Source organism: Pseudomonas trivialis (assembly GCF_036864995.1).
GTDB lineage: Bacteria > Pseudomonadota > Gammaproteobacteria > Pseudomonadales > Pseudomonadaceae > Aquipseudomonas > Aquipseudomonas trivialis.
In genome coordinates this window covers 1791397-1805805 of sequence record NZ_CP142151.1, presented here as the reverse complement: position 1 = coordinate 1805805, position 14409 = coordinate 1791397, and the positions used below count along the sequence as shown (strand labels likewise).

The following is a 14409-nucleotide window of genomic DNA, read 5'->3' as shown; positions in this document are numbered from 1 at the left end:
CAGTGTAATTTGCAGACTTATGTTTCGCGCCGCTCCTGGGCCTGGCTCGCGCTCCAGTCCATCAGCAGGCTGTACGCCACTGCCAGCAAGGTAGGGCCGATGAACAGGCCGATAAAGCCAAAGGCGATCAGGCCGCCGAACACGCCAAGCAGCACGATCACCAACGGCAGGTTGCCGCCGCGGCTGATCAGGTAGGGCTTGAGCACGTTGTCCACGCCGCTGATGATGAACGTGCCCCAGACGCCAAGGAATATCGCGTGGCTGTAGTCACCTTTCCACGCCAGCCACGCCGTGGCCGGGATCCACACCAGCGGCGGGCCCATGGGAATCAGGCTGAGCAGGAAGGTGACGATGCCCAGTACCAGCGCGCCGGGTACGCCGGCGATCAGAAAGCCGATCAGCGCCAGCAGGGCCTGGGCCGCTGCGGTGCCGATCACGCCGTTGACCACCCGTTGCACCGTGCCGGCCACCAGTTCGATGTAGTAACCGGCCCGCTCACCGATCAGGCGTTCCAGCAGGCGGTGGGCGAACATCGCCAGGCGCGGCCCGTCGCGGTAGAAAAAGAACACGAAGACCAGGCTCAAGGTCAGTTCGAGAATGCCACCGCCAATCTGCGCACTGCGTGCCAGCAGCCAGTTGCCCACCTGGCCAAGGTACGGCTTGATGCTGATCATCAGCGCGGCGCCCTGCTCGTCGATGCTGTCCCACATGCCCACCAGCCGCTCGCCCACCAACGGGATCGAACCCAGCCAGCCTGGCGCTTCGGGCAGGCCATCGACCTGAATATCCTTGATCAATACCGTGGCATCGCGCACATGGTCGGCCAGGTTGAAGCCCAGCCACACCAGCGGCACTGCCACCAACAGCATCCAGCCCAGGGTCAGGATGCCGGCGGCCAGCGACTCGCGCCCGCCCAGCGCACGGGTCAACAGGCGCATCAGCGGCCAACTGGCAAACGCCAGCACCGCGCCCCAGAACAGCGCCGACCAGAACGGCGCCATCACCCAGAAGCTGGCACCAAACAGCACCAGCAGCAGGATTTGCACCAGCAGGCGATCATTATTGGGCATGGAAAATCTCGAAAGGAAGGTCTCAGGAACATAGCTTAGGCGAACGGCACGGGTCCGTTCGCCTGGGGATGCTCAGCGTATCAGATGCAGGTGCAAGCCTTTAGTGTCACCAGTGCCGGTTTCCAGGCGGGCTGCGCGTACGCCGTTGCCAACCAGCGCCTGGCGCCAGGCCTCGGCCGAAGGGCCGCTCAAGCTGACGCGCAAGTTGGTATCGAGATTAAGTGCTCGGGAAATCAGGGTCAGCCAGGTGGTATCCGGCTCGGCGGCCAGCGCGGGAAAGTCCAGCTCGCCGGTGCTTTTCAGCTCACGCAGCAGTGTGGCGGAGGTGGGCAGCAGCGTGCCCAGCGGCGTGCCGGAGTCGAGCTGCTCGACATGGAGATAGGCGCGGCGATTGCCTCGTGTGATGCCATACAGCGCCACCAGGGAATTGTCCTGCGGGGCTGCCAGGCGCAACAGCAGGTATTCCTGCTGACCGTCGGCGCCCACCAGCTTGGCGTTGCCGAACACTTCATTGGCCCACAGGCTGCTCTCGCCGCAGTCACGGGCCTGGCACCAGAACAGCAATTGCGCGCCGTTGGCCTGCAACGCTTCGCGCGTGGCGGTAAACGCGGCGCTCGATGTGTGTTCGGCGGGCAGTTCATAGGTGATGGCCGTGGCTTGCCCACGGGCGGTGGCATGGCCCTCGGAACGCAATTGGCCGCTGATCCTGCGGATCGCGCCCATGGGGTAGATACGCTCTTTCTCTTCAGCCGGGCGGTAATCGACGATCTGCGCATCGACCTGACGGGCGACGGCAGGCAGATCCTGACTGCCCGGTACATCGGCGGCGAATACCAGCGGGCTGAACATACCCAGCCCCAGAACACGGAAACATCTTTTACCCAGGCTCATCGGATCGGTGAGCCTGGGCCAGTGCAAGCAGGCGTTATGTTTGGATTGTTCATGGTTGACTCCCTTTCAATCCGCCCAGCCTCGGCAGTTGACCGCACCAAGTCAAGGCGCGGAGAAGAACCGATTGAAACAGTCTGCAACAAGAACTGCGCCGGACTCATCATTCAGGTGTAAATGATGGCCGCCCGGCAGCGTGGTCGCCGAGAAAGGCAGTTGAGAAAGCAATTCGGGATGTTTCGCCAGCATGCCCTCAGCCGCCACGATCAACTGCGCAGGGCAAGCCACGCGACGCACGAACGCCATCGCCTGCTCGTCGGTCAGACGCATCGGCGAAGCCAGGGTCAGGCGGCTGTCGGTGCGCCAGGTGTAACCGCCAGGCACCGGCATCAGGCCGCGCTGGGCCAGCAGTTCGGCGGCTTCGCGGCTGACGGCCACCAGGCCTTTCATGCGCGCCTCAACCGCACGGTCCAGGGTGGTGTAGACCGGTTTGCGTTTGTCCTGCAGGCTCAGTTGCGCCTGCAACGCCATGCCCAGGCGCTCGGCGGCATGCTCACCGCTGGCGGTCGGCGGGATCACGCCGTCGATCAAGCCCAGGTGTGTGACCCGTTCCGGCAAGGCCCCGGCCAGGGCCGTGGACACGACGGCGCCGAGGGAGTGGCCAAGTAATGCAAAACGTTTCCAGCCCAGTTGTTCGGCTACCTGCAGCACATCGAACACGTAATCCCACAAGGCGTAACCTGCGCCCGTCGGGCGATGCGCCGAGTGACCATGGCCGGCCATATCGATGGCGACGATGCGCAAGCCGGTGAGTTTCGGCGCCAGACGCGCAAAGCTGTTGGCGTTGTCCAGCCAGCCGTGCAAGGCGATCACCGGCAAGCCGTCCTCGGGGCCGAACAGATGGGCGGCCAACTCGATATGCGACAAGCTCAGGCGCACTTCTTCGACGGGCGTGCTCATGCGCAACTGCGCTCACGGTTTTCCCAGCGGGCGAACAGGGTTTTGATCAAGGCAGCGGTGTCCTGTGGGTGTTCGAGGGGGAACATATGGCCACCGGGCACGGTGAGCGTTTCGCCCATGGGCAGGCGATCGACGCCGCTGGCATGGTGACGCATCACCACCCGGCTCTGGCGGCCACGCACCATGGCCAACGGCACCCGCAATTGACGCACCTGTCCCGGGCTGGTGTGGGGCACGCCGCGGTAGATGCTGATTTCGGTGGCTGGGTCGAAGCGCAACCGCAAGTGATCGCCAACCGGGTACAGGCCATGCTGCAGATAAGCCTCGAAGCAGTCCGGGTCGAACCCGCGAAACAGTGCCTTGGTAGCAAAGTAACTGCGCGCCGCGGCCAGGTCGGTGAATTCTTCGCGGCGGCCAAGTGTGCGCCCGGCCGGCGTAAGACGGTCGATAAAACCAAAGCGCTTGGCCGCGCGGATCACCCAGCGGTCGGCGCGCGTGAGTACCGGCGAGTCGAGCATCACCACGCCGCGATACAGCTGCGGGCAGCGCATGGCCGCATGCAGATGCAGCACGCCACCCAGGGAATGGCCCACGCCCCACACCGGCTCGGGCTGTTGCTCAAGGTGATGGATCAACTCATCCACCAGGTTCTGCCAGTTGTCATCCACCGGGAACCTGGGGTCGTGGCCGTGCTGCGGCAAGTGAGCCACTTCGTATTCCGGCGCCAGGCCGGCAAACAACTTGCCATAGGTGGCCGAAGGAAAACCATTGGCGTGGGCAAAAAACACGTGCTGCGACATACCGGACCCTCTGCACAGACAGTGGAGCGATTGTCACCATGCCTGGCGTGTACGGCAATGACCGTAACTGCCAGGAATGATGGCACTCACGCCACGCCTATCGCGCCGGCGGGTTCTCGCCCAGGGGCACGACGGCCATGGTCAGACGCGATACGCAGCTGGCCTTGCCCTCGTCGCTGGTCAGGCGAATGTCCCATACCTGGGTGGTGCGCCCGATATGAATCGCGGTGGCGACCGCCGTCACCCGCCCGCTGCGCACACCGCGCAGGTGGTTGGCGTTGACCTCCAGGCCCACGCAATAGAACTTGCTGGCATCGATGCACAGGTAGGCGGCCATGGAACCAACGCTTTCGGCCAGCACCACCGACGCGCCGCCATGCAGCAGGCCGTAGGGCTGATGGGTGCGGTGGTCGACCACCATGCTCGCGGTCAGGGAGTGCTCATCGAAGCTTTCGAAGCGGATGTCCAGCAGTTCACCAATGGTGTTTTTCTGCAGGGTATTGAGGTGCTCGATGTTCGGTTGGGTGCGCCACAGGCTCATTGGGAGTGTCCTTTCTGTTGTTGTTATCAGGATGGCCTACGGGTTTTTCACGCTGACCAGGCTCATCAGCCCCGCCAGCGGGAAATCGCCTTCCAGTTCCGCGAGGCTCGCGGTGTGCATCGGCTGCGACTGGCGCAGATGGCCGTGCTGCAAAAAGCTGATCAGGCTGCCCACCAGAGGCTGATGGCTGACCAGCAACACGTTGTCATCGGTGTCGAGGTTTTCCAGCACCTGGGGCGGATTAGCGTCCGGCGTCAACCACGGCACTGTGCGGATATCGGCCTGAAAACCGAGGGCCTCGCGCACCAGCTGCGCGGTTTGCTGCGCCCGTACGTAAGGGCTGGCAATGATGGCGCTGATGGGCTGGCCGATCAGGTGCGCAGCACTGCGCAACACTTCGCCACGGCCGTGCTCGGTGAGGTTACGCTCGGCGTCGCTGCGCGCGTGGGCTTGGGCCTCGCCGTGACGCAGAATCCACAGCCTCACAGCTTTGGCTCCTCATCGCGCACCGGGTGCGGCGCCGGTGGCACGCTGTGGGCGGGCTCGCCTTCGGGTGCACGCGGAGTCGGCCAATCGGCGAAGGGCCAGGGCTTGTGCTCGGTATGGAAGCTGCCGAAGCGGCCGATCTGCGCCAGGAACTGGCTGAGGCTGTCGCCGAAGTTCATCAGGCCCAGATTCGGCGCGCCGTAGATCAAACGGTATACCAACTGCACCACCACCAGCGCGCCGAGCAGAAACTGCGCGACCTGCCACACCAGGGCGAACACCAGCATCCAGAGGATGCGCAGCACAATGGACTCATACTTGGGGGCTGCTTTGGGATCGTTCATGACGCGTTCCTCAGTTGAAACCGCTGGTGGAAATAAAGTCGACATCGGTTTTCGGCTCGGCGCGCATCAGCAGCTCGATCACCTGCTCCAGGGTGCGACCCTCGAACAGAATCGCATGCAAGCCAGCTACCAGCGGCATATAGACGCCCACTTCCTGAGCCTTGGCCTTGAGCACCTTGAGGGTGTTGACCCCTTCGGCCACTTCACCCAGGCGCGTCACCGCATCGTCCAGACTCAGGCCCTGGCCCAGCGCGAAGCCGACCTGATAGTTGCGGCTTTTGGGCGAGGAGCAGGTGACGATCAGGTCGCCGACGCCCGCCAGGCCCAGAAAGGTCATCGGATTGGCGCCCTGGTTGACCGCAAAGCGGGTCATTTCCGCCAAGGCGCGGGTGATCAGCATGCTCTTGGTGTTTTCGCCCATGCCCAGGGCCACGGCCATGCCAGCGATGATGGCGTAGACGTTTTTCAGCGCCCCGCCCAGTTCGACGCCAAACCGATCGCCGCTGGCATACACGCGAAACGTACGGCCATGCAGCACGGCTTGGACGCGTTCGCACAGTTGCTCGTCCTCACTGGCGACCACGGTGGCGGTCAGCGCGTGCTCGGCCACTTCCCGCGCCAGGTTCGGCCCGGACAGCACGCCGATGCGTGCCTGTGGAGCGATCTCCTGGAGGATCTCGCTCATCAGCTTGAAGGTCTGCGCCTCGATGCCCTTGGTCAGGCTGACCAGCAGCTTGCCGGCCAGAAGTTCGGCATGGGGGGCGAGCACCGAGCGCAGGGCGCTGGAGGGCAGCGCGACAAAGCACAGGTCGCAGGCCTCCAGGGTCGCCAGCAGATCGGTGACGGGCTCGACCGCCTCATGAATCTTGATGCCTTTAAGGTAACGGGGATTTTCCCGGTGCACGCGAATGGCCTCGGCCTGCTCGGGATCTCGCATCCACTGGCGCACCGCGTGGCCATTCTCGGCCAGCAGGTTAGCCACGGCGGTACCAAAACTTCCGCCTCCCAGGACCGCAATAGGGCGCTGTTCAGTCATATGCAATCCGTTAATCCATACCAGTGGCAATGGCCGCATTATACGGAGCGGCTCAATTGCAGCCAGCCCCCGCGTCAATTCGTACGCCCGTCGGAAAATGCCACAATTGGATGAACGAATTGCAATTTCAACGACTGGCATAAGGCGCTACCTCAGTTAACATGGGCGGCTATCCGCAATGATCAAGGCCGTGCCGTGTATCTGGGCCCTCCTCCCCGCTCATCCCTGTTGTTGATGCTGTTGTGCAGCGCTGTTGCATGCGCCGATGACCTGTTCCTCGACAGCCAGCCGTTGCCGCAGGTGCTCACCGCCACACGCCTCAAACAATCGGCCGCCGCCGTGCCCGGCAGCATGACGGTGATCGACAGCGAATTGATCAAGGCCAGCGGTGCGCGGGATATCGCCGAGCTGCTGCGGCTGGTGCCGGGCATGATGGTCGGCTACACCACCGGCAATCAGGCCGCCGTGAACTATCACGGCACCAGCGCCAGCGATGCGCGGCGCATGCAGGTGCTGATCGATGGCCGTTCGGTGTACCGCGCGGGCCTCGCCACCGTCGACTGGAGTGATATTCCGGTGGCCATGGAAGATATCGAGCGCATCGAAGTGTTCCGCGGCCCCAACACCGTCAGCTATGGCGCCAATGCACTGATGGCGGTGGTCAACATCCTCACGCGCTCACCGGCCAACAGCCAGGGCACGCGGGTGAAGGTGCAGCGCGGCGAACGGGGGATCAACGATGTCTACGCCAGCCAGGGCCTGGGCTGGGAAACCGGCGATTTGCGCTTGTCGATGTCCGGCCAGCAGGATGATGGCTTTGACAGCGACGCCGCAGGCGCCGACCGCCGCGACAGTCGCCGCCTGAGCCGCTTCAGCCTGGCCGTGAGCCAGACGCTGAATGCGCAACAGAGCCTCGACTGGCAGTTGAACGCCAAGGAAGGCACTAACCAGCGTCCTTATACCTACACACCGGTGTTCGCCGGGATTACCGAAGGCGGCAATAACTCCGACGTCAATGCCAGGGACTACGCCGGCTCACTGCGCTGGAACATCGATTTCAACCCCGACCACAGCCTGTATATCCAGGGCTCGGCCCAGCAGTGGGACCGCCGCCAGGTCTGGAAGGCCTGCGATGCGAAAGTCTCGTTCAGCCCGGAGCTGACCCGCCTGTGGCAACTCAATCCCAATTACGCCGAACTGCTGGCGCGGCACATGGACACCTACAGCCAGGGTAGCGCCCCACCGGGCAGCACCGCTGAACAGACGCTGGGCAATCAGGTGCTGGACCAATGGCGCAACGGTGCCAGCCAGAGCGTATGCGGCGACATCGACCAGAGCACCCGCGAAAGCCGCTACGATCTGGAGATTCAGGACACCCTCAGCCTGTCCGACAGCCTGCGCCTGGTCAGCGGTATGAATTACCGCTATGACCGTGCCGATTCCGACACCTACTTCAATGGCACCCTCGACGACGTCACCTGGCGCCTGTTCGGCCAGCTCGAATGGCGTGCCAGTGAACACTGGCTGCTGCAGGGCGGCGCCATGTATGAAGACACGCGCCTGAGCGGCCACTCACTGACGCCCCGAGTGGCGCTGAACTACCTGATCAACCCGCGCCACGGCCTGCGCGCGGTGTACTCCGAGGCCATCCGCTCGCCGGACATGTTCGAGAACAACGTCAACTGGAGCTACCGCGTCAACAATCTCAGCTCGCCGGCCTATGGGCAGAACGCCGGGCAATATTTTGTGGTGACACGAGGGCCGGGCAACCTCGATAAAGAGCTGATGAAATCGCGGGAACTGGGCTATAACGGCTTCTTTGCCGACCTGGGGTTGAACCTGGACGTGAAGCTGTTCTATGACGAAATCACTGACATGATCAGCTCGCCGCTACGCAACAACCAATACATTGCCAGCAATGGCAACAGCTCGCGTTTTGTCGGCGCCGAGTCGCAATTTGACTGGCGACTGAGTAACGCCGACCGTCTGCGGTTCACCTACGCCTACGTCGACGCCACGGCGAGCAACCCGCTGGACAAGGCCCAGACCGCGCGCAACAGCGGCTCCGCCGGCTGGCTGCGCGAGTGGGGTCGCGGCTGGTCCAGCGCGCTGTTCTATTACGGTGACGATGCGCTCAACCAATATCGCTTCGAACGGGTCGACCTGCGGGTGGCCAAGCGCATTGCCGTGGGCAACGCCAACGTGGAGCTGGCGGGCATGCTGCAACAACGCCTCGACAATCAGCCGACCACCTGGCCCGACAATATTTATGACCATCGTCACGTCCTGTACTTCAGCGCGGAGCTGGAGTTCTGACATGGCCAATCAGTCACGGACGACCTACTTCTCTTTCGCCAGGCTGTGGCAGCGGGCCCTGCTGCTGATCGGCCTGCTGCTGACCGCGCCGGCGTGGAGTGCCAACATCCTGCTGACCGCCGCCGAAGACAGCGTCGGCGTGCAGGACTTCGCCCAGGCACTGGCCCGGCAGCGCCCCGCAGACCAGGTCACCTTCACCCCGCTCAAGGACCTGCCGGCGCCGCACCAACTGCCTGCCGACACGCGCCTGATCCTGCTCGACCTGCCCGGCCTCGACTGGCGCCTGCAGGATGCCGAAGGTCCGCCGACCCTGGTGTTGCGCATCAGCCGCCTGCAAGCCCGCCAGCGCCTGGGCACCCGCCTGCCGGCGCACATCAGTCTGCTGTGGAGCGACCCGCCGCTGGACCGTCAGTTACGCCTGATCACCGGCATTCTGCCCCAGGCCCGGCGCATCGGCGTGCTCTACGGCAGCGACAGTGAGTTCCTGCTGCGCGAGCTGAGCCAATACGCCGCGCCCCTGGGTCTGCAAATCGTGCCTCAACTGTGGAACAACATTAACGACAGTCGCCCGCTGCAAAGCCTGTTCAGGACCAGCGATGTACTGCTCGGCCTCGACGACCCGCAACTGTACAACCCGAAGACCGCAAAGAACCTGCTGCTGAGCAGCTACGCCCAGCAACTGCCGCTGGTGGGGCCCAACGCCGGCTTCGTCAAGGCCGGCAGCCTGGCCAGCACCTACAGCGACCAGACCGACTGGCTGGGCGTGCTCGACCGTTTGCTTGACCGCCCGCCGGCCAGTTGGCCGCGCACGTTGTACCCGCACCATTTCAAAGTCGTGGGCAACCCGCAGGTCGCGCGCTCACTGGGCATCGAACAGGTCGATGAAAGCAACGTCGCCGCGCGGCTCGCCGAAGGAGAAAAACGCCCATGACCTTGCGTCGTCGTTGGGATATCAACACCCGCACCCAGCTCATCACCCTGGGCCCGGCGCTGTTGCTGACGCTGCTGTTGATCAGCTTCTTTACCTTTGTGCGCATCCAGGACCTGCGCCAGGAACTGGACCATACCGGCCAACTGATTGCCAACCAACTGGCGCCCGCCACCGAGTACGGCGTCATTTCCGGCAACAACGATGTGCTCGACAGCCTGCTTCGCGCCACGCTGGCCACGCCCCACGTGCGCTTTCTAGAGATTCAGGACGCCGCAGAAAACATTCTGGTGTACGTCGAGCAACCGTCGGAAAAGCACGACCGCTCGTTGGCGGTGAAAGTGTTCCAGGCGCCGATCCGCCTGCAGCATATCCAGCTGGGCAGCGATTTTTTCCAGGACAACCTCAACGAATCCAAGGCGCCGCGCGCCGATTATCTGGGGCGCGTGATCGTCGGCATGTCCAACGATGCCTTCAGTCAGCGTCAGCAGGAGATTCTATTCAAGGCCGGCATCCTGGCGCTGTTCGCCCTGCTGTTTACCTTCCTGCTGGCGCGGCGTCTGGCGGCCAGCCTGTCGCAGCCGATCAGCGCAATGGGCCATGCGGTGAAGGCCATCCAGCAAGGCGACTACAAGACCACGCTGCCTATCGTGGATGATTCGGAACTGGGCGACCTGTCACGCCACATCAACAATCTGGCCGCCGGCCTGCAACAGGCCAGCCGCGAACAGCAGCAGGCAATGGCGCAGTTGATTCAGACCCGCGAGGAAGCCGAGCGGGCCAACAATGCCAAGTCGGATTTTTTGGCGATGATGAGCCACGAGCTGCGCACGCCGATGAACGGGGTGCTGGGCATGCTGCAGTTGCTGGAAACCACCGAGATGACGGAGGAGCAGACCGAATACGCGGCGCTGGCCTCCGAGTCCACCGAACATCTGCTGAAGGTCATCAATGACATCCTCGATTTCTCGCGCATCGAGCGCGCGGCCCTGGAGCTGGAGCATATTGCGTTCAACCTCGCCGACCTGGTCAACAGCAGCGCCCATGCCTTCCGGCACAGCGCCCAGCAGCGCGGGCTGACGCTCAACCTGCCGATGCCGCCGGGCCTGGATACGCTGCGGGTCAAGGGCGACCCCACGCGTATCCGCCAGATTCTGGTGAACCTGATCGGCAACGCCCTCAAGTTCACCGAGCAGGGCAGCGTGAGTGTCGAGCCCCACTGGCAGCCTCTCGACCATGAGCTGGTGTGGTTCACCTGCAGCGTGCGCGACAGCGGCATCGGTATTGGCGCCGAACACCTGGAGTCGATGTTCGACGCATTCCAGCAGGCTGACAGCTCGATTTCCAGACGTTACGGCGGCACCGGCCTGGGCCTGCCCATCGCGCGCACGCTGGCCGAACGCATGGGCGGCACCCTGCGCGCGCAAAGCGAAGAAGGCCATGGCTCGGTGTTTACCCTGGAAATCCCCTTGGCCATCGACCAGCACAGCCTGCCAGCGATTGCCCAGGATGCCCAAAGCAAGCACGGCGCCGGTGATGGCCGCCATGTGTTGCTGGTGGAGGACAATCCGGTCAACCGCACGGTGGTGGAAGCCATGCTACGCAGCCTCGGCTTTGAAGTCAGTCTGGCTACCGACGGCGCCGAGGCAATCCGTAGCGCAGAAAGCCTGATGTTCACCGCAATCCTGATGGATTGCCGGTTGCCACTGATCGACGGCTACGAGGCTACCCGGCAGATTCGCCAACTGCCGGGTTGCGCCGATCTGCCGATCATCGCGCTCACCGCCAACGCGTTGCAGGGCGACCGTGAAGCGTGCCTTGCGGCCGGAATGAACGATTACCTGGCCAAGCCGTTCAAACGTACGGATTTGCAGCAGATCCTGCAGCGTTGGGTGCAATAGCGCCGCGCCATCAGGCATCTGCGACTGGCGTGAAACACGAAAGTGCGGCAGTCTTAGGCACCCAAACGGGCAGATAAACAGGCCCGGTTTAAAATTTCAGTGAACAAGTGTACATTGAGTGCCTTGACGCTGTGACTTTCACTACAACGCAATAGTCTACGTGTAGGCTGCCGGCATGAGGCATGAACGCTTCATTCGGTTCGGGAAGATTTGCCCTGCCCTGCCGCATGGGATTATTGAGGAGCTCGCATGACCAAACAAAACGCCTTTACTCGGGAAGACCTGCTGCGCTGCAGTCGCGGTGAGCTGTTCGGCCCAGGTAACGCGCAACTGCCCGCCCCGAACATGCTGATGGTGGATCGCATCACCCATATCAGCGAAGAGGGTGGCAAGTACGGCAAAGGTGAATTGGTCGCCGAGCTGGATATCAATCCGGACCTGTGGTTCTTCGCCTGCCATTTCGAAGGCGACCCGGTAATGCCAGGCTGCCTGGGCCTCGATGCCATGTGGCAACTGGTCGGCTTCTATCTGGGCTGGCAAGGCCTGCCGGGTCGCGGTCGTGCTCTGGGTTCGGGCGAAGTGAAATTCTTTGGCCAGGTCCTGCCGACCGCCAAGAAAGTCACCTACAACATTCAAATCAAGCGCGTCCTCAAGGGCAAGCTGAACCTGGCCATTGCCGATGGTTCGGTGACTGTCGACGGTCGCGAGATTTATACTGCCGAAGGCCTTCGGGTCGGCGTGTTCACTTCCACTGACAACTTTTAAGGGTTATCCGCATGCGCCGCGTCGTTATCACTGGTCTGGGCATCGTTTCTTGCCTGGGCAATGACAAAGAGACCGTCACCGCTAACCTGCGTGCAAGTCGCCCTGGCATCCGCTTCAACCCGGAATATGCCGAAATGGGTCTGCGTAGCCAGGTTTCCGGCTCCATCGACCTGCCCCTCGAAGAGCTGATCGATCGCAAGATCTATCGCTTCGTCGGCCACGCTGCCGCCTACGCCTACCTGGCCATGAAAGACGCGATCGCCGACTCCGGCCTCAGCGAAGACCAGGTATCGAACGTACGCACCGGCCTGATCGCCGGTTCCGGCGGCGCATCCACCCTCAACCAGATGGAAGCGCTGGACATCCTGCGCGAGAAAGGCGTGAAGCGCGTCGGCCCGTACCGTGTCACGCGGACCATGGGCAGCACCGTGTCGGCCTGCCTGGCCACGCCGTTCGCCATCAAGGGCGTCAATTACTCGATCTCCTCGGCCTGCGCCACCAGCGCCCACTGCATCGGTACTGCCGTTGAGCAGATCCAGCTGGGCAAGCAGGACATCGTGTTCGCCGGCGGTGGTGAAGAAGAGCATTGGAGCCAGTCGTTCCTGTTCGACGCCATGGGCGCCCTCTCCACCCAGTACAACGAAACTCCGGAAAAGGCCTCCCGCGCCTATGACGCCAAGCGTGACGGTTTCGTCATCGCCGGCGGTGGCGGCATGGTCGTGGTCGAAGAGCTGGAACACGCTCTGGCCCGTGGTGCGAAGATCTACGCGGAAATCGTCGGCTACGGTGCCACTTCCGACGGCTACGACATGGTCGCGCCAAGCGGCGAAGGCGCCATCCGTTGCATGCAGATGGCCATGTCCACCGTTGACACCCCGATCGACTACCTGAACACCCACGGCACCTCCACTCCGGTCGGCGACGCCAAGGAAATGGAAGGCGTGCGTGCGGTATTCGGCGACAAGGCACCGGCCATCAGCTCTACCAAGAGCCTGTCGGGTCACTCCCTGGGCGCCGCCGGCGTTCACGAAGCGATCTACTGCCTGCTGATGATGGAAGGCAACTTCATGGCCGGTTCAGCCAACATCGACGAGATCGATCCGGTTGTGGCAGATATGCCGATCCTGACCAAGACCGTTGAGAACGCCACCATCAATACCGTGATGAGCAACAGCTTCGGTTTTGGCGGCACCAACGCGACGCTGGTGCTCAAGCGCTGGCAGGGCAAGTAAGGCCTGCAGCTTGACTCCATGAAAAAGCCCCGACTGGTTCGGGGCTTTTTTGTGGGTGATGATCACCAGATAACAAAAATCAACAGGTGGGAGGGGGCTTGCGCCCTCCCACATTAGGTACTGCGCTCAGCGAGAGGTCTTGGGCAGCACGGCCAGGAAATTGTCCCGCGCAACCTTGCGGGCCACGTCCTCGGGCAGCGCATCGAGGAAGGGATCAAAGCGGCGCATTTCCTTACCCAGCTTGTTGAAGCGCCCTACTACGTCGGAGCCGAGCATGAAGCGCTCCGGGAAGCGCTCCACCAGCTTTACCCACTCGGGCCTGGGCTTGCCCGCCTCGTCCAGCAGATAAGGCGTGAGCATGCTCCAGGAGAGGTCGATGTAGAGGTTGGGGTAGGCCTCCAGCATGCGCGTCAAGGTGGGCAGCAAAAAATCCATCTGCACCTGATGACGGTGGATCTCCATGCTGGTGCCCGCGTGCGCCCAGATAAACCGCGTGTGCGGGTGATTGCGCAGCGGCTCCTCGACCTCAGCCAGGTACAACGGGTTGCGCTCGCGCTTTGAAGTGATGTTGGAATGCAGCATCACCGGCAAATCGTTTTCGGCCGCCAGGTGGTAGATGCGCGTCATGGCTTCGTTGTTGGCGCGCGGGGTGTCCCCCGCCGTCAGGGCTGTCAGGTCGTCATGGCGGGTGAACACTTCACCGATGCCCTGCCACAGGCCCGGGTTTAGGTCGAGCATGCGCTGGATATGCGCATCGGAATTCTTGTCATTGGGGTTGAAGCCGGACAGGAAAGGATGAAAGCGCAGGCGCTGCTCAGGCGTGAGTTTATTGACCGCCGCCGCGACGATCACGTCGGTGGCGCTGTACCAATAGGCATCGGCATCGTCACCAGCGTAATAGCGCGGACGCTTGGGCTCGTCTTCATGCCATTTTTTCGCCACGGGAATGCCGGAAATCATCACATGCTCGATGCGATTGTCCGCCATGGCCTTGAGCAGCTTGTCCATGCCGGCGGTTTCCTGAAAGAAATCCACGTAATGCAGGTGGGCGTCGCTGTAGGCATAGTCGCGGGCCTGTGCGGCAAGGCTGGCGGCGGTGAGCACCAGGGCGAGGCTCAGGCGAGTCCAGGGCACGGGGGCGA

At 62.9% G+C, this 14409-nt stretch carries 14 protein-coding genes; 5 read left to right on the top strand and 9 right to left on the bottom strand.

All coding sequences use genetic code 11. The features are described from left to right. Positions 1-17: 17 nt before the first annotated feature. The 8 genes from VRB54_RS08130 to VRB54_RS08095 form a co-directional block, all read right to left on the bottom strand. Positions 18-1070, bottom strand: coding sequence for an AI-2E family transporter (locus tag VRB54_RS08130; protein WP_338480295.1), 1053 nt, complete (start codon positions 1068-1070; stop codon positions 18-20). Between the two features lie 72 nt (positions 1071-1142). Then, entirely contained in the window at positions 1143-1961 is an 819-nt protein-coding gene (locus VRB54_RS08125) for a DUF4892 domain-containing protein (RefSeq protein WP_338480294.1), read from the bottom strand. Positions 1962-2063: 102 nt separating this feature from the next. Continuing rightward, positions 2064-2918: an alpha/beta hydrolase gene (locus VRB54_RS08120; RefSeq protein ID WP_338480293.1), complete on the bottom strand. Its 855-nt coding sequence runs from the start codon at positions 2916-2918 to the stop codon at positions 2064-2066. Then, positions 2915-3718 (bottom strand): alpha/beta hydrolase, encoded by an 804-nt coding sequence (locus VRB54_RS08115; protein ID WP_338480291.1) that lies wholly within the window; start codon positions 3716-3718, stop codon positions 2915-2917. The genes VRB54_RS08120 and VRB54_RS08115 overlap by 4 nt, the downstream gene beginning before the upstream one ends. A 97-nt stretch (positions 3719-3815) precedes the next feature. Then, on the bottom strand, positions 3816-4259 hold the full coding sequence (locus VRB54_RS08110; RefSeq protein WP_209980654.1) for a hotdog fold thioesterase: 444 nt from the start codon (positions 4257-4259) through the stop codon (positions 3816-3818). A 36-nt stretch (positions 4260-4295) separates the two neighbouring features. Then, complete coding sequence (gene sixA, locus VRB54_RS08105) at positions 4296-4745, bottom strand: phosphohistidine phosphatase SixA (RefSeq protein ID WP_338480288.1); 450 nt, start codon at positions 4743-4745, stop codon at positions 4296-4298. Continuing rightward, entirely contained in the window at positions 4742-5089 is a 348-nt protein-coding gene (locus VRB54_RS08100; protein ID WP_338480287.1) for a DUF4389 domain-containing protein, read from the bottom strand. Before VRB54_RS08100 ends, sixA begins: the two co-directional genes overlap by 4 nt. A 10-nt stretch (positions 5090-5099) precedes the next feature. Continuing rightward, positions 5100-6125 carry an NAD(P)H-dependent glycerol-3-phosphate dehydrogenase gene (locus VRB54_RS08095; RefSeq protein ID WP_338480286.1) on the bottom strand — a complete coding sequence of 342 codons (1026 nt, stop codon included), beginning with the start codon at positions 6123-6125 and terminating at the stop codon, positions 5100-5102. Between the two features lie 195 nt (positions 6126-6320). Between VRB54_RS08095 and VRB54_RS08090 the strand changes: the two genes are divergently transcribed. From VRB54_RS08090 to fabB, 5 genes are all read left to right on the top strand, one after another. Beyond that, positions 6321-8441: a TonB-dependent receptor plug domain-containing protein gene (locus VRB54_RS08090; protein ID WP_338480284.1), complete on the top strand. Its 2121-nt coding sequence runs from the start codon at positions 6321-6323 to the stop codon at positions 8439-8441. A 1-nt stretch (position 8442) separates the two neighbouring features. Beyond that, on the top strand, positions 8443-9372 hold the full coding sequence (locus tag VRB54_RS08085; protein ID WP_209980642.1) for an ABC transporter substrate-binding protein: 930 nt from the start codon (positions 8443-8445) through the stop codon (positions 9370-9372). After that, the gene (locus VRB54_RS08080) at positions 9369-11270 is read left to right on the top strand and encodes an ATP-binding protein (protein WP_338480283.1); all 1902 of its coding nucleotides are present in this window, start codon (positions 9369-9371) and stop codon (positions 11268-11270) included. The genes VRB54_RS08085 and VRB54_RS08080 overlap by 4 nt, the downstream gene beginning before the upstream one ends. 249 nt (positions 11271-11519) lie before the next feature. Next, positions 11520-12035 (top strand): 3-hydroxyacyl-[acyl-carrier-protein] dehydratase FabA, encoded by a 516-nt coding sequence (fabA, locus tag VRB54_RS08075; RefSeq protein WP_017529299.1) that lies wholly within the window; start codon positions 11520-11522, stop codon positions 12033-12035. An 11-nt stretch (positions 12036-12046) separates the two neighbouring features. Continuing rightward, positions 12047-13267: a beta-ketoacyl-ACP synthase I gene (gene fabB / locus VRB54_RS08070; protein ID WP_057008326.1), complete on the top strand. Its 1221-nt coding sequence runs from the start codon at positions 12047-12049 to the stop codon at positions 13265-13267. Between the two features lie 126 nt (positions 13268-13393). Here the strand turns inward: fabB and VRB54_RS08065 are convergent, their stop codons facing one another. Further along, positions 13394-14401, bottom strand: coding sequence for an amidohydrolase family protein (locus VRB54_RS08065; protein WP_322213146.1), 1008 nt, complete (start codon positions 14399-14401; stop codon positions 13394-13396). Between the last annotated feature and the right edge of the window lie 8 nt (positions 14402-14409).

Coding starts and splice junctions, on each gene's coding strand:
- VRB54_RS08130 (WP_338480295.1), bottom strand. CDS start 1,070: ATGCCCAATAATGATCGCCTGCTGGTGCAAATCCTGCTGCTGGTGCTG.
- VRB54_RS08125 (WP_338480294.1), bottom strand. CDS start 1,961: ATGAGCCTGGGTAAAAGATGTTTCCGTGTTCTGGGGCTGGGTATGTTC.
- VRB54_RS08120 (WP_338480293.1), bottom strand. CDS start 2,918: ATGAGCACGCCCGTCGAAGAAGTGCGCCTGAGCTTGTCGCATATCGAG.
- VRB54_RS08115 (WP_338480291.1), bottom strand. CDS start 3,718: ATGTCGCAGCACGTGTTTTTTGCCCACGCCAATGGTTTTCCTTCGGCC.
- VRB54_RS08110 (WP_209980654.1), bottom strand. CDS start 4,259: ATGAGCCTGTGGCGCACCCAACCGAACATCGAGCACCTCAATACCCTG.
- VRB54_RS08100 (WP_338480287.1), bottom strand. CDS start 5,089: ATGAACGATCCCAAAGCAGCCCCCAAGTATGAGTCCATTGTGCTGCGC.
- VRB54_RS08095 (WP_338480286.1), bottom strand. CDS start 6,125: ATGACTGAACAGCGCCCTATTGCGGTCCTGGGAGGCGGAAGTTTTGGT.
- VRB54_RS08085 (WP_209980642.1), top strand. CDS start 8,443: ATGGCCAATCAGTCACGGACGACCTACTTCTCTTTCGCCAGGCTGTGG.
- VRB54_RS08080 (WP_338480283.1), top strand. CDS start 9,369: ATGACCTTGCGTCGTCGTTGGGATATCAACACCCGCACCCAGCTCATC.
- fabA (WP_017529299.1), top strand. CDS start 11,520: ATGACCAAACAAAACGCCTTTACTCGGGAAGACCTGCTGCGCTGCAGT.
- fabB (WP_057008326.1), top strand. CDS start 12,047: ATGCGCCGCGTCGTTATCACTGGTCTGGGCATCGTTTCTTGCCTGGGC.